This is a genomic window from Pseudomonas trutticola BRTCR10, from assembly GCF_056155105.1.
This window is the reverse complement of record NZ_CM149552.1, coordinates 6,069,544-6,087,820: the sequence shown is the minus strand read 5'-3', so window position 1 is coordinate 6,087,820 and position 18,277 is coordinate 6,069,544. Positions and strand designations below refer to the sequence as shown.

The following is an 18,277-nucleotide window of genomic DNA, read 5'->3' as shown; positions in this document are numbered from 1 at the left end:
AAGGCTCAGTATGTGTACGGTTTTTACCGGAACCGGTCTGATGTCCCGACAAGAGAAGCAGCATGGAATGCGTGCAACCCCCGCCAGGTGAAGGCAGCTCTGTCCTTTTGATCGTTGATGATTACCCTGAAAACCTGATCAGCATGCGCGCGTTGCTGCAGCGTCAGGATTGGCACGTGTTGACCGCGGCCTCCGGTTTCGAGGCGCTCAATCTTTTGCTCGAACACGACGTCGATCTGGTGCTGCTGGATGTGCAGATGCCGGGCATGGACGGCTTTGAAGTCGCGCGCCTGATGCGCGGCAGTCAGCGTACGCGCCTCACGCCGATTATTTTCCTGACTGCCAACGAGCAATCCCAGGACGCCGTGATCAAGGGCTACGCCAGCGGCGCGGTGGATTACCTGTTCAAACCGTTTGATCCGCAAATCCTTAAACCGAAAGTGCAGGCGTTGCTGGAACACCAGCGCAATCGCCGCGCGTTGCAGCGCTTGAGTCATGACCTGGAAGTGGCGCGCGCCTTCAATGCCTCGGTGCTGGATAACGCTGCCGAGGGGATATTGGTGGTGGGCGAGGACGGCTTGATCCGCTTTGCCAATCCGGCAATTTCGCGCCTGCTGAACGCGCCGGTGAAGGAGTTGGAGGGTAAGGAGTTTCTCGATTATCTGCAGAAACCACATATCCCTCAGTGGGCCGAATCCGAGTTTTATGCCAGCTTCAAGCGTGCTGAAACCTTGAGACTTCACGATGCGTTATTGCGCACAGCGCCAGGCCAACAGGTGCCGGTGGCCTTGTCCTGCGCGGCGCTTCCCACTGAACAACAGGCGATGGTGGTCACGGTTCTTGACATGTCGGTGGTGCGCCACTTGCACCAACAGCTCGAATTTCAAGCCGTGACCGACCCATTGACCGGGTTACTCAACCGTCGCGGTTTTTACCAGACCGTGGAGAACCTGTTGTTGCGCGGTGAGCGCAGCGACAGCAGTTGGGTGCTGCTGTATCTGGACCTCGACGGTTTCAAGCGGGTCAATGATTCCCTTGGCCACGATGCTGGCGACCGCGTGTTGCGTTGGGTGTCCGAGCAGTTGAAGGCGTGTCTGCGGCCGTTCGACATTCTTGCGCGCATGGGCGGCGATGAATTTACGGCACTGCTGGATCTTGAGTTTCCCGAGCAGGCGGCGAAGATTGCCGAGAAACTCATCGAACGTGTGTCGATCTGTCAGCAGATCGAAGGGCTGGACATCGCCCTCGGTGCCAGTATCGGCATCGCGACGTATCCGGATTGCGGTTCGAACCTCGACGGATTACTGCGCGCCTCGGACATCGCCATGTACGAGGCCAAGCGCGCCGGGCGTCAGCAATATCGTTTTTACGATCACGAAATGAATGGCCGGGCGCGCTCGCGTTTGATGCTTGAGGAGAGTGTGCGCACGGCCATCGAAAACCGCGATTTCAATCTGGTCTACCAACCGCAGGTGGCCATCGACAGCGGCCAGATTCGTGGCTTTGAAGCGCTGTTGCGCTGGCAGCACCCGAGCGTTGGCGATGTGCCGCCGGGGTTGTTCTTGCCGCTGCTGGAGGAGGCGCGATTGATCAGCCGTCTCGGCAGCTGGATTTATCATCGCGGTGCCGGTCAGCGCAAAGCCTGGGAAACCCTGTTTGCCGAAGACCTGGTGCTCGGCGTGAGTTTGAGCAACACCCAGTTCAGCCTGCCGAATCTGGTCACCGAGTTGCGTCAGGTCATGGAGCGACATTCTTTGCAGCCACGGCAATTGGAAGTCGAGGTCACCGAAGAAGCATTGATGCAAAACCCGGATGAAACCCGCAAACAACTGCGTTTGCTGCGCAATCTCGGGGTGCGCGTGGCGCTGGACGACTTCGGCTCCGGGCCGTGTTCGCTGACGCATCTGCGTGACCTGGAGCTCGATACGCTCAAGCTTGATCGCCATCTGATCGCCCGGTTGCCGGACTCCGAAAGGGACGCTTCGCTGGTGAGCACGGTGATCAACCTGTGCAAGCAATACGGTTTGCTGGTGATTGCCGAAGGTGTCGAAACCATCGAGCAGTATCAATGGCTGCAAGCCCACGGCTGCGAGTATGTGCAAGGCTTCCTCGTCGCACGACCACTGATCGCCGAGGACGTTGCAAGCTTCGCCGCGCCGTTTGACTGGAGCGCACTGCCCGGTTGAATTCGCTACACTGGCGCACATTTTTCGAACCGTGTCGCTCGTCCATGACTGTGTTGAAGTACCTCCAGGCCTATCCCGCGCAACTTCAGGATCAGGTGCGCCAACTGATCGCCGACGGGCGTCTGGGTGAATACCTGGATCAGCGCTATTCGGGGCGGCACGATGTGCAGAGCGACAAGGCGCTGTACAGCTACGCACTGGACTTGAAGCAGGAATATCTGCGCAACGCCCCGGCCATCGACAAAGTGCTGTTCGACAACCGCCTCGATCTGACCCACCGTGCGCTCGGTCTGCACACCACGGTTTCGCGAGTGCAGGGCGGCAAGCTCAAGGCCAAGAAAGAGATTCGTATCGCCTCGCTGTTCAAGGATGCCGCGCCGGATTTTCTGAAGATGATCGTGGTGCATGAACTGGCGCATTTCAAAGAGTCGGATCACAACAAGGCGTTTTATAAATTGTGTGAGCACATGCTGCCGGGGTATCACCAGGTCGAGTTTGATCTGCGCGTGTACCTGACGTGGCGGGATCTGCAGGCTTAACAGTACGCAACCAGGAAGGTGTGGATGGACGTCAGCAAGACCAAAAGCAGTTTCTACCGCCGCTTGTACGTGGCGTACCTGATCGACAGCGGTCTGGCGCCGAGTGTGCCGACGCTGACCGAAGTGACCGGCATGCCCCGGCGCACGGCGCAGGACACGATTGCGGCACTGGCGGATCTGGATATCGTTTGTGAATTCGAGCAGGAAGAGGGCGCACGCAACCATGCCGGGCGCTATCGGATTCGCGAGTGGGGGGCGATTGATCGCGGGTGGATCGAGCGTAATTTGCGGCAGATCAAGGCAGTGCTTGAGTATCCCTGAGCTGTGTATCGATTGAGCTGACGCCATCGCTGGCAAGCCAGCTCCCACAGGTTTTTCTGTCATTCACAAAAAGTGTGTTTGCCGCAGATCTCTGTGGGAGCTGGCTTGCCAGCGATGGGGCTTTCAGGAGCGACGCATCCCGATATGCGGAATGTCATCCTCCAGATACTCCTCACCCGCCACCACAAACCCGTACTTGCCGTAATACCCCTGCAAATGCGCTTGTGCCGACAGATAGATCGGCACCTGTGGCCAATGCTTCTCGGCCTGTTTCAGCGCCTGTTCCATCATTTCGTGCCCAAGCCCTTTGCCTCGCCCTTGCGGCGCAGTTATCACCCGGCCGATCACCACGTCACCGCCCTGGGATTCCGGATCCAGCAGGCGCAGATACGCCATCAACTGGTCATCCTCCCAACCCATCAAATGATAGGTGTCACCGTCCAGATCCTGGCCATCGAGGTCGGGGTAGGCGCATTTCTGTTCGACCACGAAGACTTCCGAACGCAGTTTCAGCAGTGCGTACAACTGTTCTTTGCCCAAATCACTGTGATGTTTGCAGACCCATTCGATTGTCATTTTTCGATTCCTTGAAGGCGTCGCCCGATACTAAGCGCAGACGCCAAAGATGTCTGTATGGCTGAAGAGTCTGTGATAAAGGTCAAAATGCCATCATTCCTTTCTCGCGACGGTGTCTTCTTTGTGTAATCTGCTGGAGAGCGCTGTGCACTGGCTTCAATGAGCTAACGTTAGGGCCTGGGTTTCGCCGGTAAGGGGCCTTGGGTTTTGACTGAAAAATACGCCGGGCAGCTCGCCCGCTAAGGATTTTCAAGCATGCCGCGATTGCATCGAGCCTTTGCTTTGATCGGATTGCTCTTGCTGGGTCAGAACGCTGCAGCCGATAAGCTGCGGCTGGTATTCGATATCTGGCCACCCTTTACCGACGACACGCTGGTCAATGGCGGCCTGGCCACCGACATCGTCAGCACCGCGCTGGCCCGGGCCGGTTATGCCAGCGGTTATGAACAGGTGCCGTGGGCACGGGCGCTGCTGGGTGTCGGCGAAGGCCGTTACGATGTACTGGTCAACGCCTGGTACAACGATGAGCGGACGAAACTCGGGCAGTTTTCCGGTGAGTACCTGCTCAACCGCATCCGCTTCCTCAAGCGCAAAGACACGCCGCTTGAATACTCCAATCTGCAGCAATTGCACACATACCCGATTGCAGTGGTGCGCGGTTATGCCTATTCGCCGCCATTTGATGCCGACACGGCTTTGCAGAAAGTCCCTGTGCATAACTTCGCCATGGCGGTGCGCATGCTGGCGGCGGACCGGGTCAAGTTGACGCTGGAGGACGAGTATGTCGCGAAGTACTACCTGGCGCGGGAATCAGCCAAGGTGCGCAATTCGGTGGAGTTCTTGCCCAAACCGTTGAGCGAGAACAGCCTGCATATATTGGTGAGTCTGAAAAATCCGCAGCATGAGCAGATCGTGGCGGGGTTTGATCGGGCGATAGCGGCGATGAAGGCGGATGGCAGTTATGACCGGTTGCTGAGGCAGCATGGGATGTAGGTGTCTGATCCCAGAGTTGTGTTGTTGCTGAGGGCCTCATCGCTGGCAAGCCAGCTCCCACAGGGTTCTTTGGTGAAGCACAATTTTGTGAATCACCCGACCCACTGTGGGAGCTGGCTTGCCAGCGATGGGGCCAGTCAGGCCACCTCAAACTTCAGATGTGTCCTTGATCAAATGCGCCGCCAGCGTACGCAACGGCCCCAGCTGCCGGCAGATCAACGCCAATTGCGTCTGCACCAGTCGCTGCCCTTCATCAATCTCATCGGGCATCTGCTCCAGCTCATTGGCCAGCGCTTCTTCCTCATCACTCTGAATCGCAATCGGCTGCTTGCTCGCCAGCCCTTGAGCGATTTCATCGATGCTCGCCGCGAGGCTCACACCTGCACCGTCAATCAGATGTTCGCGCACCTCCGCCGGCAGCTGCGTCTCGCGGTGTGCACCCAGCCCTGACAGATAACTGAGCAAGGTGTGCGACAGCACCAGAAAGCGGAAACCGACATCCGCTTCTTTGCGGAAATGCCCCGGCTCCATCAGCATGTTCGCCAGTGTTGTCGACAGCGCCGCATCGGCGTTGTGCGCATTGCGCCGGGCCAGACGATAAGCGAGGTCGTCGCTCTTGCCGGCGGCATATTGCTGCATGATCTGGCGCAGGTAGATGCTGTTGCAGGTCAGGGTGTTGGCCAGCACTTTGTTCAGACGCCGACCCTGCCAGTCCGGCAGGAACAGGAATACCGTGAGGCCGGCGATCAGGCTGCCGAGCAAGGTATCGAACAGTCGCGGCAGGAACAGCCCGTAACCGTCACCGACCTGATTGAAGCAGAACAACACCATGATGGTGATCGCGGCGGTCGCCAGGGTGTAACGGGTGGTGCGATTGGTAAAGAACACCACCCCGGCGGCGATGGCGAAGCACGACTGCACGAGCGGACTCGGGAACAGATCGAACAAGGCCCACGCCACCGTCAGGCCGATGGCGGTGCCGAGAATCCGCTGACCGAGTTTGCGTCGCGTCGCGCCATAGTTCGGCTGGCAGACAAACAGCGTGGTGAGGATGATCCAGTAGCCTTGCGAGGGGTGAATCAAATGCACCATGCCGTAACCGATACTCAGCGCCAGCGGCAAACGCAGGGCATGGCGGAACAACAACGAAGTCGGTGTCAGTTGTGTACGCAGGCGAATCCACACGTCTTTGAGATTGCGTGGCGAGCGGTCAAGCAGGCTGCTGTCGGTGGCGTCGGCCAAGGCGTCGGGGTTGCTTGCGTCGCTGAGCAAACGGTCGAGGGTGCCGAGGTTGGCTGCCAGTGCGCGCAACGAACGCAGGAGTCCGCGCCATGCCGGATTGCTCTGGATGCGCAGGTGTTCGAGGGAGGCGTCGAGGTCGCTCAGCGCTTCGGCGAAACTGGCGTCATAGATGAACGGCTGGCGCATCTGGATCGATTCGGCCAGTGCGCGGCAGGCTTTGCCTTGCTGGCGCAATAGTCGTTGGCAGCGGAACAGCACATCACTGTGGAAAAACGCTTCGGCCAGCGCATTGTAGGGATAGTGCGAAGAGCTGGCGCGTTCGTGGATGTCCTGAGCGAGGAAGTACAACTTCAGGTAACGGCTGACTTTCGAGCCGGGGCGACCGTTGCCGACCCGGTGCAGAATGATTTCCTTGGCACTGTTCAGTGCCGCCACCACGCGGCCATTTTGCTGGGCCAGCTCCAGCCGTCGTGCTTCGACGTCCATCTGCCGGATCGGCTCGAACAGCGACGATTTCAGCTTCAGATAAAACCCCAGTTCGCGGAACAACCGCGCCAGGCTCTGCTGTACCGGCTGATTGGAAAACATCGCCTGCCACAACACCGAGAGCAAGCCGTACCACGCCGCACCGGCCACCAGCAGCATCGGTTCGTGCCAGAAATCAGTGACCGCGCCACCGCGTTGATCGACGCCGATCATCGTGTACACGGAAAGAATCAACGTCGCCGAGGCAATCGCCCCATAACGCTCGCCGAGCGCCCCGAGCATGGTCAGGCCGAAACTGGCCAGCGCCAGGGCAATGGCAAACACGATGGGGTAGGGGAAGAGCAATTCCACCGACAGCGCGGCGATGCTGAAACACACCAGCGTCACCGCGAGTGCGTTGAGGCGGCCCTGCCAACTGTCGTCGGTCTCGGCCAGGGCGCTGGCGATAATGCCGAGGAACAACGGGATCAGCAGGCCCATTTCATCCTGATACCAACACAGCGCCATGCTGCCGGTCAGGGCGATGAACACCCGCACGCTGTAGCTGAATTTATCCAGCGCCCACAGGCGCCGCAAAGACTGACGAAACGAGGTCGAGGACATGAAGTGCGAAGGCCTTCCGAGGCGATGCCGCTAAATTGAGCCAGTAATGACGCCGACGCAATGGCGCCGATCACATCTGACAGCAAAAAGTGTTCCTTTGAGATCTTGTGCTGGATTAAATCTTGAATTGGGCACGGAACCCTGTGGGAGCTGGCTTGCCAGCGATGGCTGCCTGACAGTCAACAATGATGTTGGATCCGCCGGCCTCATCGCTGGCAAGCCAGCTCCCACAGGTTTTTGTATTTAGCTTTGAATTAAGCGTACTGCGCAGCCGCGTAACCCGAGGCCCAGGCCCACTGGAAGTTGAAGCCGCCCAGATGACCGGTGACGTCGAGCACTTCACCGATGAAGTACAGGCCGGGGCTTTTCAGTGATTCCATGGTTTTCGAGGACACTTCGCGAGTATCGACGCCACCGAGTGTTACTTCAGCGGTGCGATAACCTTCAGTACCCGCCGGCACGACTTTCCAGCTACCCAGCTTCTCGGCGATCTCCGCCAGTTCCGCGTGGGTGTACTGCTTCATCGGCTTGGAGACGAACCAGTTGTCCGCCAGCAGGTTGGCCATCTTCTTGGTGAAGATTTCACCCAGCAGCGTTTTCAGCTCGCTATTGGGGCGTTCGGCCACTTGCTGTTGCAGCCAGCTCGCGGCGTCGTGATCCGGCAGCAAGTTGATCTCCACCGTGTCGCCGGATTCCCAGAACGAGGAAATCTGCAGAATCGCCGGACCACTGAGGCCACGGTGCGTGAACAGGATATTCTCGCGAAAGCTCTGCTCGTTGCAGCTGACCAGGCAATCTACCGACGTCCCGGACAGTTCGGTGCACAATTCCTTGAGCTGATCGGTGATGGTGAACGGCACCAGCCCGGCGCGGGTCGGCAGCAGTTCATGGCCGAATTGCTTGGCGACCTGATAACCAAAACCGGTGGCGCCCAGCGTCGGGATCGACAGACCACCCGTGGCAATTACCAGCGACTGGCACTGGACTTGACCGAGGGTGGTGTCGAGCAGGTAGCCATTTTCGACTTTCTCGATGGTCTGGATCGAGGTGTCCAGACGCAGGTCGACACCGACTTGATCGCATTCGGTCAGAAGCATTTCGAGGATGTCGCTGGACTTGTTATCGCAGAACAGCTGGCCGAGTTTTTTCTCGTGGTACGGCACGGCGTGCTTGCCGACCATGCCGATGAAATCCCACTGGGTGTAACGCGCCAGTGCCGATTTGCAAAAATGCGGGTTCTGCGAGAGGAAATTGCTCGGCTCGGTGTACATGTTGGTGAAGTTGCAGCGGCCACCGCCCGACATCAGGATTTTCTTGCCGGCCTTGTTCGCGTGGTCGAGCAGCAACACCTGACGCCCACGCCCGGCGGCGGTCAGTGCACACATCAACCCAGCGGCGCCAGCGCCAATGATCACGACTTCGGTAGAGCGCAAAACGGTGTCCTCACACAATGATCGTTCCCACGCTCTGCGTGGGAATGCCGCCATGGACGCTCTGCGTCCGCTGTTGAATCGTGACGCGGAGCGTCACAGGATGCGTTCCCACGCAGAGCGTGGGAACGATCGGGTCAGAGGATACGCACGCGCAGAGAACGGCCCTTGATCTTGCCGTCGTTCAAACGCTGCAAAGCCTGCATGGCTACAGTGCGGTCAACCGCCACGTAGGCCTGGAAATCAAAGATTGCGATCTTGCCAACCTGCGCACCCGGAATGCCGGCGTCGCCGGTCAATGCGCCAAGAATGTCGCCCGGACGCACCTTGTCTTTACGGCCAGCGCCAATGCACAGCGTAGTCATCGGCGGCTGCAGCGGGGCAAGGCCCTGGGATTTGAGGTTTTCGACCTGATCCCAGTTCAGCGGCGATTTCTGCAGTTGTTCGATGGCTTGAGCGCGGTGTGCTTCGCCCGGGGCAACCAGACTGATCGCAATGCCTTTCTCGCCAGCACGACCGGTACGGCCGACGCGGTGAATGTGGATTTCCGAATCGCGGGCCAGTTCGACGTTGATCACCATGTCCAGCGCATCGATGTCCAGACCACGGGCGGCAACGTCGGTGGCAACCAGTACCGAAGTGCTGCGGTTGGCGAACATCGCCAGCACCTGGTCGCGGTCACGCTGTTCCAGATCGCCGTGCAGGCCGACGGCGGAAATGCCTTTGGCGGTCAGGTGGTCGACAGTTTCCTGAACCTGCTGCTTGGTGAAGCAGAACGCCACGCAGGACGCCGGGCGGAAGTGGTGCAGGACTTTGGTCACTACGCTCATCCGGTCTTCCGGGGAAATCTCGTAGAAACGCTGCTCGATCTGCGTGTCATCGTGGAACGCTTCGGCCTTGACCGTTTGCGGATCACGCATGAATTTCGAGGCCAGTTGCTTGATGCCCACCGGGTAGGTGGCGGAGAACAGCAGGGTCTGACGACGCTCCGGGGTCTTGACGATGATGTCTTCGATCGCGTCGTAGAAGCCCATGTCGAGCATGCGATCGGCTTCGTCGAGGATCAGCGTGTTCAGGCCGTCGAGCACCAGCGAGCCCTTGCGCAGGTGCTGCTGGATACGCCCCGGGGTGCCGACGATGATGTGCGCGCCGTGCTCCAGCGAAGCAATCTGCGGGCCGAACGACACGCCGCCGCACAGGGTCAGGACCTTGATGTTGTCTTCGGCACGGGCCAGACGACGGATTTCCTTGGCAACCTGGTCGGCCAGCTCACGGGTCGGGCAGATCACCAGGGCCTGGCAACCGAAGTAGCGCGGGTTGATCGGGTTGAGCAGGCCGATGCCGAACGCGGCGGTCTTGCCGCTGCCGGTCTTGGCTTGGGCGATCAGGTCCATCCCCTTGAGGATCACCGGCAAGCTCTGCGCCTGGATCGGCGTCATCTGGGCATAACCGAGTGATTCGAGGTTAGCCAGCATGGCGGCGGACAGCGGCAGAGTATTAAAAGCGGTGGCGATGGTGGTCACGGGACTGGCCTGCAAAACAAAATGTCGCGCAGTGTAGCAGCCCCGGGCCACTTTCCTCGAAAGTTCTGGACGAACAGTGACTGAATCAACAACCCAGAGTTGTTCCCGGACCGCAGATGAACCTGTGGCAGAGGAGCCTCTGTGGTGAGGGGATTTATCCGCGATGGGCTGCGAAGCAGCCCCAAAACCTGCCGCCTCAGTGCATCAGACTGATCGCATTCAGCTTTCTTGGGGGCGCTGCGCAACCCATCGGGGATAAATCCCCTCACCACAAAGCACCCTCGCCACAAAAGCCCTCCAGCGCAAATCAGTGTTCGATGTGCTCTTCCGGGCGTTTGGCGCGGCGGCCGTCTTCTTTCGACAGTTGTGAGAAAATTGTCGCCGCCAGCATCGCCATGATCCCGACCGTGACGAAGGTCAGCTGGAACGCGCCCAATACGGTCTCGACAACATCGTTACCAATCTCCGCAGTAAATCCGCCGAGCAATGCACCGGCGCAGGCAACCCCAAGACTCAACGACAACTGCGCCACCACCGAGAGCAAACTATTGCCGCTGCTGGCGCTCGCATCATCCAGATCAATCAACGTCACCGTATTCATCGCCGTAAATTGCAGCGAGTTGATCGCGCCGAGAACCGCCAGCAGACACAGCAGCAGCCAGTACGGTGTCTGCTCGCTGACCAGGCCCATGCTCGCCAGCATGATCCCCAGCGCCAGTGTGTTGCCGGTCAGCACGATGCGATAACCGAGACGTTCGATCAGCGGCCGCGCCACCCATTTGGCGACCATCGCCGCAGCGGCCAGCGGCAGCATGCTCATCCCCGCTTGCGACGGCGAATAACCGAGCGCCACTTGCAGCAGCAACGGCACCAGAAACGGCAGGGCGCCGCTGCCCAGACGGGCGAACAGGTTGCCGAGAATGCCGACGGCGAAGGTGCGGGTCTTGAACAGCGACGGCGCGAACAGCGGGTTTTCGATATGCCCGGCGCGCAACCAGTACGCTGCCAGACAGGCCATGCCGCCGAACAGCAGCAACATCACCCGCAGGTGCGGCAGGTGCAGTTCGCCGAGCCCTTCCATGGCGATGGTGATCAGAATCATCGCCGCGCCAAACAACAGAAAGCCCAAGCTATCGAAGCGCGTGCGCTCGGTACCGCGCAGGTCGGGGATGAATTTCCACACTGCGTAGCAGCCGATGACGCCGACCGGCAGGTTGATCAGGAAGATCCAGTGCCACGTCAGGTATTCGACCATCCAGCCGCCCATGGTCGGGCCGATCAACGGGCCGAGCAGGCCGGGGATGGTGATGAAACCCATGATCCGCACCAGTTCCGATCTTGGATAGGCACGTAAAACCACCAGTCGACCGACCGGCAACATCAGCGCGCCGCCCAAGCCTTGGATGACGCGGGCGCCGACCAGCATGCTCAGGCTGCTCGACAACGCGCAGAGCAGCGAGCCGAAGCTGAACAGGAGGATCGCGCCGAAGAAGATTTTCTTGGTGCCGAAGCGGTCGGCGATCCACCCGGAAGCGGGGATCAACAACGCCACGGTGAGCATGTAGGAGATGACCACACCCTGCATGCGCAGAGGGTCTTCGGCCAGATCTCGGGCCATGGCCGGCAGGGCGGTGTTGAGGATGGTCCCGTCGAGGGACTGCATGAAGAACGCAATGGCGACGACCCACGGCAACCAGCGGGCGGTGATGGCGTCGAGAGGCGGGCGAGTGGGCATGGAACCTCTGAGAAAGTGGATCAGACGGAACACTACCCTGTGGGAGCTGGCTTGCCAGCGATGAGGCCATCAGATTCAACATCGTTGTTGCCTGAAAGTCCGCCATCGCTGGCAAGCCAGCTCCCACAGGTACTGCGGTGTTGCGGTATTACAAGGTCAGGGTCAGTCGGCTCACCAGCGCCCCCGGCAGCAACGCCGAGGAAGTATTGCGCTGGCTATACGTACTCGCCGACAGCAGCAACTCACGCTCGGCGGTCAGTGCTTCCAGCTGCGAACCCAGCAGGCTGTAGGCGCTGTCATCGAAACGCATGGTGCTGACCGGAGCCTGGATCTCGCCGTTCTCGACCCAGAAGGTCGCGAAGCGGGTCATGCCGGTCATGCGCGCCGCCGGTTGATCCGAGAAGTTCAGGTACCACAGGTTGCTGATGTACAGCCCGGTGCCCAATTGCTTGAGGATCTCTGCTTGCGACAGATCACCGGCAGCCATGTTCAATGCACTCGGCGATTCACCGCCGCTGGCACCGTTGGCCGTCAGGCCGTATTCGGCCGCACTGCGCGAACCGACCAATTGATCGCCAGCCTTGCCTTCGACGATCAGGCGCAGATCGCTGCGTGGATAACCTTCACCGGAAAACGCCGGGCTCAACGATTCGCTGACTTTCTCATCCAGCGACACCAGCGGGCTGAACGCCTGATCGCCGACATAGAGCTTCTGCAACGGGCTGCTTTTGCTCGCGATCGATTGCGCCGAGAAACCGCCCCAGCTCAGCATGCCCATGATTTCTTCCAGCGCCGCCGGCGCCAGATACGCGCGGTATTGCCCCGGTGCCAAGGTGCGCAACGGCCGACCAAGGAATTCCAGTTGCTCGCGCGCCTGCTGGAAGCGTTTGGCGAAACCATCGCTGCTCCAGTCGTGCCCGGCGTAACTGGCCTTCACGGCCTCGCCGTTCTCGTGGAACAGGCTGAAATCGAAGTTGAAGCTGTTCGCCTGATGCCAGCCGAAGGCGCCTGAAGAACTGGCGAAACCACGGCTGATCGGGCCGGCGGCATAGAAGCCCACCAGGTCCAGACCTTCGGCGGCGGCGCAGATTTCGTCGACCACCTGCTCGGTGTCCGGCAGCGGATGCTCCTGCACGTTATTGCTCTGCCAGCCATTGTGGTTGAGCAACAGATACGGATCCTGCGGCAGCAGCGGCAGGGTTTCGCGCAATTGTTGCAGACCTTCGGCGAGGCGTTGCAGGTCGCCTTCCAGATCACCGGAGAGGGTGATGTGCAAGTCGGCATGGCGGCCGTCGTTGATCAGTTTCAGGCCGACATCGGCCTGCTGCACTTGCCCGGCCTGACGCACCTTGGCGTGGTTGAAACGCACGAACGCCGACGATTCGGCGGCATAGCTGAGGGTGAACTGTTCCGGCTCGCGCACTGTATCGCGCAGCCAGTTGACCAGTACTTTAAAGGCCTCAGCCTGATTCTTGACCGTACTCATCAGGCGTCTCCCCCAAACACATCAACATTGCTGAATACGCAGGCCGGCGAAGCGTGGCCGACGCGGATCACCTGGTTCGGTTCGCCCTTGCCGCAGTTTGGCGTGCCCAGCACCTTGACGGTGTTGGCATCGCCGACGGCGCGCAGGCTTTTCCAGAAGTGCGCGGAAATCGCCCGGTAGTTCGGGTTTTTCACCACGCCTTTGAGTTCGCCGTTTTCGATCAACTGGCCCCATTCGCAGCCGAACTGGAATTTGTTGCGTGCATCGTCAATCGACCACGAGCGGTTGGTGCTCATCAAAATGCCGTGCTCGATGCCTTCGATCAGCTTGTTCAGCGGCTGGTCGCCCGGTTCGATATTGAGGTTGGCCATACGGTCGATCGGCGCGCGGTTCCAGCCACAGGCGCGACTGTTGGCGACACCGTCGAGACCGGCGCGGAACTGCGACAGAGCACCGCCCAATGGTCGCAGCAGCAGGCCCTCGCGAATCAGGAATTGCTTGCTGGCCTTGCTGCCATCGTCGTCGTGGCCGTAACTGGCGAGTTCTTCGGGGATGCCCGGATCGAAGGTCACGTTGAGCAGTTTCGAGCCGTATTGCAGGCTGCCGAAATCAGATGCTTTGACGAAACTGGTACCTGCGTAATTGCGCTCGTCGCCGAGAATCCGGTCGAGTTCCAGCGGGTGACCGATGGATTCGTGGATCTGCAGCATCATCTGATCGGGCATCAGCAGCAGGTCGCGCGGCCCTTGCGGGGTGTTTGGCGCGAGCAGCAGTTGCAGGGCCTGATCGGCCACCTGCGGACCGGCACCAACCAGGCCGCAGCGGCTGATCACGTCAGCGCCGCCCTGTTGGCCGAAGTTCTCGCGGCCGAGGCTGCGGGTCTGGCTGTCGTTGCCGTCGTAGGCGGTGACGTCGAGGCCTGGGTAGACGAAGCGCTGGGCCTGACGCAATTCGGCTCCGGCGCTGCTCAGGTAGATCTGCTCGACATGGGTAATGCCGATGCTCACTTCCCAATTCACCAGGCGCTCATCCTTTGGCACCGAGGCGGATTCCGCGCCGAGCAACTCAAAGCATTCGCTCAGGGACGGGAAGGGTTGTTCGAGATTGGGTGAAAAGTAGTCAGCGCGGTCGCTGGACACGGGCTGATCGCGCAGGTCGAGCAGCGCGTGCGGCTTGAGCCGGCGGGCCTGGATTTCTGCGCGTTCAAGGGCAGCTTGCAGGCCTTGTTGCGAGAGGTCGTTGGTCGCCGCATAGGCTTCAACGCCATTGACGCGAACGGTAAGCATCGCGCCTTCATCACGGCTCAGGCTTGGCGGTTCGGCGACGTTCTTGCGCACCGACAGATACTGGCCGGACTCGCGTACATACCGCAGGGAAAAAAACTCAGCGCCCGTGCGCAAGGCAGCGAAGCGCTGCTTGAGCTGGGGGTGGAAATCGAACATTCGGGAACCTCCTTGTTATGGAGTTGCGGGGTGAGGCGATTCGGCGGGGAGGGGTGAAACGGTTGCGCGAGGTCTAGAGTAGGCCTGCGTGGGGGTAGGATCAAGTGAAGAGGGGCTGTAGGAGGATTTACTGTGCAGCGGGGGAATTTGTGCTGAATGTGAGGGCCTCATCGCTGGCAAGCCAGGCTCCCACATGTTTTTTGTTGAACACAATATTTGTGAACGACGCAAAACCCTGTGGGAGCTGGCTTGCCAGCGATTAGCCGTGACGCGGTATCAAGTCTTACTGAGCAGCAGGCGTGATATCACGCATCGGCTTGCCTTTCACCGGCGCATTGCCCGCGACGTAGTAGGCAGCATTGCTACGCGGCAGTGGTTTGCGGCCACGGATCTTGTCGGCGATTTTCTCGGCCATCATGATCGTCGGCGCGTTCAGGTTACCGGTGGTGATGATCGGCATGATCGAAGCATCGACCACGCGCAGACTCTGCATGCCGTGCACACGACCTTCGCCATCAACCACAGCCATGTCGTCGGTGCCCATCTTGCACGAGCAGGACGGGTGGAACGCGGTTTCGGCGTGCTCACGGATGAACTTGTCGAGCTGCTCATCGGTTTGCACTTCGATGCCCGGGCTGATTTCGCGGCCACGGAAAGCGTCCAGCGCAGGCTGCTGCATGATTTCACGGGTCAGGCGGATGCCGTCACGGAATTCCTGCCAGTCCTGCTCGGTGGCCATGTAGTTGAACAGGATGCTCGGGTGCTGGCGCGGATCCTTGGATTTGACCTGGATGCGGCCACGGCTCGGCGAACGCATGGAACCCATGTGCGCCTGGAAGCCGTGCTCTTTCACACCGTTGCTGCCGTTGTAGTTAATCGCCACCGGCAGGAAGTGGTACTGGATGTTCGGCCATTCGAACTCTTCACGAGTACGGATGAAACCGCCGGCTTCGAACTGGTTGCTGGCGCCGATGCCGGTGCCGTTGAACAGCCACTCGGCACCGATGGCCGGCTGGTTGTACCAGAGCAGCGACGGATACAGCGAAACCGGCTGAGTGCAGGCGTATTGCAGGTACAGCTCAAGGTGATCCTGCAGGTTTTCACCGACACCCGGCAGATCGTGTACGACCGGGATGTCGAGGCTTTCCAGCAGTTTTGCCGGGCCGACACCGGAACGTTGCAGAATCTGCGGCGAAGCGATGGCGCCGGAGCACAGCAGGACTTCTTTGCGTGCTTTGACTTCAACGCGCTCTTCAGCGTCGCCGACCAGGTAACGCACGCCAACGGCACGCTTGCCTTCGAACAGGATCTTGTCGGTCAGGGCGTGGGTGACGATGGTCAGAGTCGAACGCTTCTTGGCGACATCGAGGTAGCCACGGGCGGTGGAAGCACGGCGGCCGTTCGGCGTCACGGTGCGGTCCATCGGACCGAAGCCTTCCTGCTGGTAGCCGTTCAGGTCTTCGGTGCGCGGGTAACCGGCCTGCACGCCAGCTTCAACCATGGCGTGGAACAGCGGGTTGTTGCCAGCCTTCGGCGTGGTCACGCTGACCGGACCGTCGCCACCGTGGTAGTCGTTCGGGCCGATGTCGCGGGTTTCCGCTTTGCGGAAGTACGGCAGGCAGTCGAGGTACGACCAGTCTTCCAGGCCTGGCAGTTTTGCCCAGCCGTCGTAGTCCATCGCGTTACCACGGATGTAGCACATGCCGTTGATCAACGAGGAACCGCCGAGGCCTTTGCCGCGACCGCATTCCATCCGGCGACCGTCCATGTGTGGCTCTGGATCGGTTTCGTACGCCCAGTTGTAGCGACGACCCTGCAGCGGGAACGCCAGTGCGGCGGGCATTTGCGTGCGGAAGTCGAAACGATAGTCCGGGCCGCCGGCTTCGAGCAGCAGAACGGTGACGCCCGCGTCTTCAGTCAGACGGGTCGCCAGGGTGTTACCGGCCGAGCCGGCACCGATGATGATGTAATCGAATTCTTGGGACATTGAATGCACCCTCTTTGAAGTTGGTCAGGTCGGGCCTCGGCGAGTGCTGCGCACTCGAATCGCTGGCAAGCCAGCTCCCACAAGGATTGGGAGTTGCCACAGATTTGGTGGGCGACACCAAACCTGTGGGAGCTGGCTTGCCAGCGAAGGCGGCCTCGCAGGCAATACAGGACTCGGGTCTTAGAACACCGAGACGTAATCGCCCAGCTCGACCTGTACCGATTTGATGCGGGTGAAGTTGTTCAGCGAGCTGATCCCGTTCTCACGGCCAACACCCGACTGCTTGTAACCGCCCACCGGCATTTTTGCGTCGGACTCGCCCCAGGCGTTGATCCAGCAGATACCGGCTTCCAGTTGATGAATCACGCGGTGCGCGCGGTTAAGGTCTTTGGTGACGATACCGGCGGCCAGGCCGAAGTCGGTGTCGTTGGCGCGGCGGATCACTTCTTCTTCGGTTTCGTAGGAGAGGATCGCCATGACCGGGCCAAAGATTTCTTCACGAACGATGGTCATGTCGTCGGTGCAATCGGTGAACACGGTCGGAGCAACGAATGCGCCTTTGGCGAATTCGCCGTCGGTCAGACGCTCGCCGCCGCACAGTACGCGGGCACCTTCTTCTTTACCCTTGGCGATGTAACCCAACACGCTTTCCATGTGCGGGAAGCTGACCAGCGGGCCGAAGTTGGTGTTTTCGTCTTCCGGGTTGCCGATGCGGATGCGCGCAACGCGCTCAACGATCTTGGCTTCGAAGGCGGCTTTCAGATGAGCCGGTACGAACACGCGAGTGCCGTTGGTGCAGACCTGACCGGAGCTGTAGAAGTTGGCCATCATCGCGGTGTCGGCAGCGCGATCCAGATCTGCGTCGTCGCAGATGATCAGCGGGGATTTGCCGCCCAGTTCCATGGTCACGTCTTTCAGCGACGAAGCCGAAGCGCTGGCCATGACTTTCTTGCCAGTGTCGGTGCCGCCAGTGAACGAGATTTTTTCGATGCGCGGGTGCTCGGTCAGCCAGGTGCCGACTTCACGGCCGCTGCCGGTCAGAACGTTGAACACGCCATTCGGAACGCCGGCTTCGGTGTAGATCTCGGCCAGTTTCAGGGTGGTCAGCGAGGTGACTTCGCTTGGCTTGAAGATCATCGCGTTACCGGCCGCCAAGGCTGGAGCGGATTTCCACAGAGCAATCTGGATCGGGTAGTTCCACGCGCCGATACCGGCCACCACGCCCAGCGGCTCGCGACGGGTGTAAACGAAAGAAGTGTCACGCAGCGGGATCTGCTCGCCTTCGATGGCGGGTACCAGGCCTGCGTAGTATTCCAGCACGTCGGCGCCGGTAACGATGTCGACGTACTTGGTTTCGGAGAAGGCTTTACCGGTGTCCAGGGTTTCCAGAGCAGCCAGTTCATCGTTGCGCTCGCGCAGGATGTCGACGGCGCGACGCAGGATGCGCGAACGCTCCATGGCGGTCATCGCAGCCCAGATTTTCTGGCCCTTTTCAGCGCTGACGACAGCGCGCTCGACGTCTTCCTTGGTCGCACGTTGCACCAGTGCGAGGACTTCACCGTTAGCCGGGTTGATGGCTTCGAAGGTGGCATCGCTGCCGGCGTCGGAGTACGCACCATCGATGTAAAGTTTTTGCAGTTCGAAACGGGCCATAGTGTCCTCGCAAGTGCATTAGTGGTTGGCGTTGACCACCGCGGTGAGGCTGCGGTGGCGTTCAGGGGCCGAGCG

General features: G+C 60.1%; 13 protein-coding genes. 4 read left to right on the top strand and 9 right to left on the bottom strand.

Annotated features, from left to right (window positions below):
* The first annotated feature begins 62 nt into the window (after positions 1-62).
* The 3 genes from ACVVH8_RS27650 to ACVVH8_RS27640 are packed head-to-tail and all read left to right on the top strand — an operon-like array spanning position 63 to position 3,046.
* On the top strand, positions 63-2,186 hold the full coding sequence (locus ACVVH8_RS27650; protein ID WP_401303756.1) for a putative bifunctional diguanylate cyclase/phosphodiesterase: 2,124 nt from the start codon (positions 63-65) through the stop codon (positions 2,184-2,186).
* 44 nt (positions 2,187-2,230) lie between these two features.
* Positions 2,231-2,725, top strand: coding sequence for a M48 metallopeptidase family protein (locus ACVVH8_RS27645; protein ID WP_103304376.1), 495 nt, complete (start codon positions 2,231-2,233; stop codon positions 2,723-2,725).
* Positions 2,726-2,749: 24 nt separating this feature from the next.
* Positions 2,750-3,046, top strand: a complete 297-nt coding sequence (locus tag ACVVH8_RS27640) for a winged helix-turn-helix domain-containing protein (RefSeq protein WP_007913779.1) — start codon at positions 2,750-2,752, stop codon at positions 3,044-3,046.
* A 123-nt stretch (positions 3,047-3,169) separates the two neighbouring features.
* Here the strand turns inward: ACVVH8_RS27640 and ACVVH8_RS27635 are convergent, their stop codons facing one another.
* Entirely contained in the window at positions 3,170-3,622 is a 453-nt protein-coding gene (locus ACVVH8_RS27635; protein ID WP_103304257.1) for a GNAT family N-acetyltransferase, read from the bottom strand.
* 255 nt (positions 3,623-3,877) lie between these two features.
* Between ACVVH8_RS27635 and ACVVH8_RS27630 the strand changes: the two genes are divergently transcribed.
* The gene (locus ACVVH8_RS27630) at positions 3,878-4,615 is read left to right on the top strand and encodes a substrate-binding periplasmic protein (RefSeq protein ID WP_103304256.1); all 738 of its coding nucleotides are present in this window, start codon (positions 3,878-3,880) and stop codon (positions 4,613-4,615) included.
* Positions 4,616-4,762: 147 nt separating this feature from the next.
* Here ACVVH8_RS27630 and yccS read toward each other — a convergent pair whose 3' ends face one another.
* The 8 genes from yccS to betB form a co-directional block, all read right to left on the bottom strand.
* Positions 4,763-6,946 (bottom strand): YccS family putative transporter, encoded by a 2,184-nt coding sequence (yccS, locus tag ACVVH8_RS27625; protein WP_475227358.1) that lies wholly within the window; start codon positions 6,944-6,946, stop codon positions 4,763-4,765.
* A 254-nt stretch (positions 6,947-7,200) separates the two neighbouring features.
* On the bottom strand, positions 7,201-8,379 hold the full coding sequence (locus tag ACVVH8_RS27620) for a BaiN/RdsA family NAD(P)/FAD-dependent oxidoreductase (RefSeq protein ID WP_103304254.1): 1,179 nt from the start codon (positions 8,377-8,379) through the stop codon (positions 7,201-7,203).
* A 134-nt stretch (positions 8,380-8,513) separates the two neighbouring features.
* A complete protein-coding gene (gene dbpA, locus ACVVH8_RS27615; RefSeq protein ID WP_475227355.1) occupies positions 8,514-9,899 on the bottom strand; it encodes an ATP-dependent RNA helicase DbpA in 1,386 nt (461 codons plus the stop codon).
* A 307-nt stretch (positions 9,900-10,206) separates the two neighbouring features.
* Complete coding sequence (mdtD, locus tag ACVVH8_RS27610; protein ID WP_475227353.1) at positions 10,207-11,634, bottom strand: multidrug transporter subunit MdtD; 1,428 nt, start codon at positions 11,632-11,634, stop codon at positions 10,207-10,209.
* Between the two features lie 148 nt (positions 11,635-11,782).
* Positions 11,783-13,120 (bottom strand): TldD/PmbA family protein, encoded by a 1,338-nt coding sequence (locus tag ACVVH8_RS27605; protein ID WP_103304250.1) that lies wholly within the window; start codon positions 13,118-13,120, stop codon positions 11,783-11,785.
* Complete coding sequence (locus ACVVH8_RS27600) at positions 13,120-14,562, bottom strand: TldD/PmbA family protein (RefSeq protein ID WP_213026808.1); 1,443 nt, start codon at positions 14,560-14,562, stop codon at positions 13,120-13,122. The genes ACVVH8_RS27605 and ACVVH8_RS27600 overlap by 1 nt, the downstream gene beginning before the upstream one ends.
* A 283-nt stretch (positions 14,563-14,845) precedes the next feature.
* Positions 14,846-16,549 carry a choline dehydrogenase gene (gene betA / locus ACVVH8_RS27595; protein WP_475227351.1) on the bottom strand — a complete coding sequence of 568 codons (1,704 nt, stop codon included), beginning with the start codon at positions 16,547-16,549 and terminating at the stop codon, positions 14,846-14,848.
* 180 nt (positions 16,550-16,729) lie between these two features.
* The gene (betB, locus tag ACVVH8_RS27590; protein WP_103304247.1) at positions 16,730-18,202 is read right to left on the bottom strand and encodes a betaine-aldehyde dehydrogenase; all 1,473 of its coding nucleotides are present in this window, start codon (positions 18,200-18,202) and stop codon (positions 16,730-16,732) included.
* Positions 18,203-18,277 lie beyond the last annotated feature (75 nt).

Bases quoted from the DNA above. Each gene is read 5' to 3' on its own strand.
- ACVVH8_RS27650 (WP_401303756.1), top strand. From the start codon at position 63: ATGGAATGCGTGCAACCCCCGCCAGGTGAAGGCAGCTCTGTCCTTTTG.
- ACVVH8_RS27645 (WP_103304376.1), top strand. From the start codon at position 2,231: ATGACTGTGTTGAAGTACCTCCAGGCCTATCCCGCGCAACTTCAGGAT.
- ACVVH8_RS27640 (WP_007913779.1), top strand. From the start codon at position 2,750: ATGGACGTCAGCAAGACCAAAAGCAGTTTCTACCGCCGCTTGTACGTG.
- ACVVH8_RS27635 (WP_103304257.1), bottom strand. From the start codon at position 3,622: ATGACAATCGAATGGGTCTGCAAACATCACAGTGATTTGGGCAAAGAA.
- ACVVH8_RS27630 (WP_103304256.1), top strand. From the start codon at position 3,878: ATGCCGCGATTGCATCGAGCCTTTGCTTTGATCGGATTGCTCTTGCTG.
- yccS (WP_475227358.1), bottom strand. From the start codon at position 6,946: ATGTCCTCGACCTCGTTTCGTCAGTCTTTGCGGCGCCTGTGGGCGCTG.
- mdtD (WP_475227353.1), bottom strand. From the start codon at position 11,634: ATGCCCACTCGCCCGCCTCTCGACGCCATCACCGCCCGCTGGTTGCCG.
- ACVVH8_RS27605 (WP_103304250.1), bottom strand. From the start codon at position 13,120: ATGAGTACGGTCAAGAATCAGGCTGAGGCCTTTAAAGTACTGGTCAAC.
- ACVVH8_RS27600 (WP_213026808.1), bottom strand. From the start codon at position 14,562: ATGTTCGATTTCCACCCCCAGCTCAAGCAGCGCTTCGCTGCCTTGCGC.
- betA (WP_475227351.1), bottom strand. From the start codon at position 16,549: ATGTCCCAAGAATTCGATTACATCATCATCGGTGCCGGCTCGGCCGGT.
- betB (WP_103304247.1), bottom strand. From the start codon at position 18,202: ATGGCCCGTTTCGAACTGCAAAAACTTTACATCGATGGTGCGTACTCC.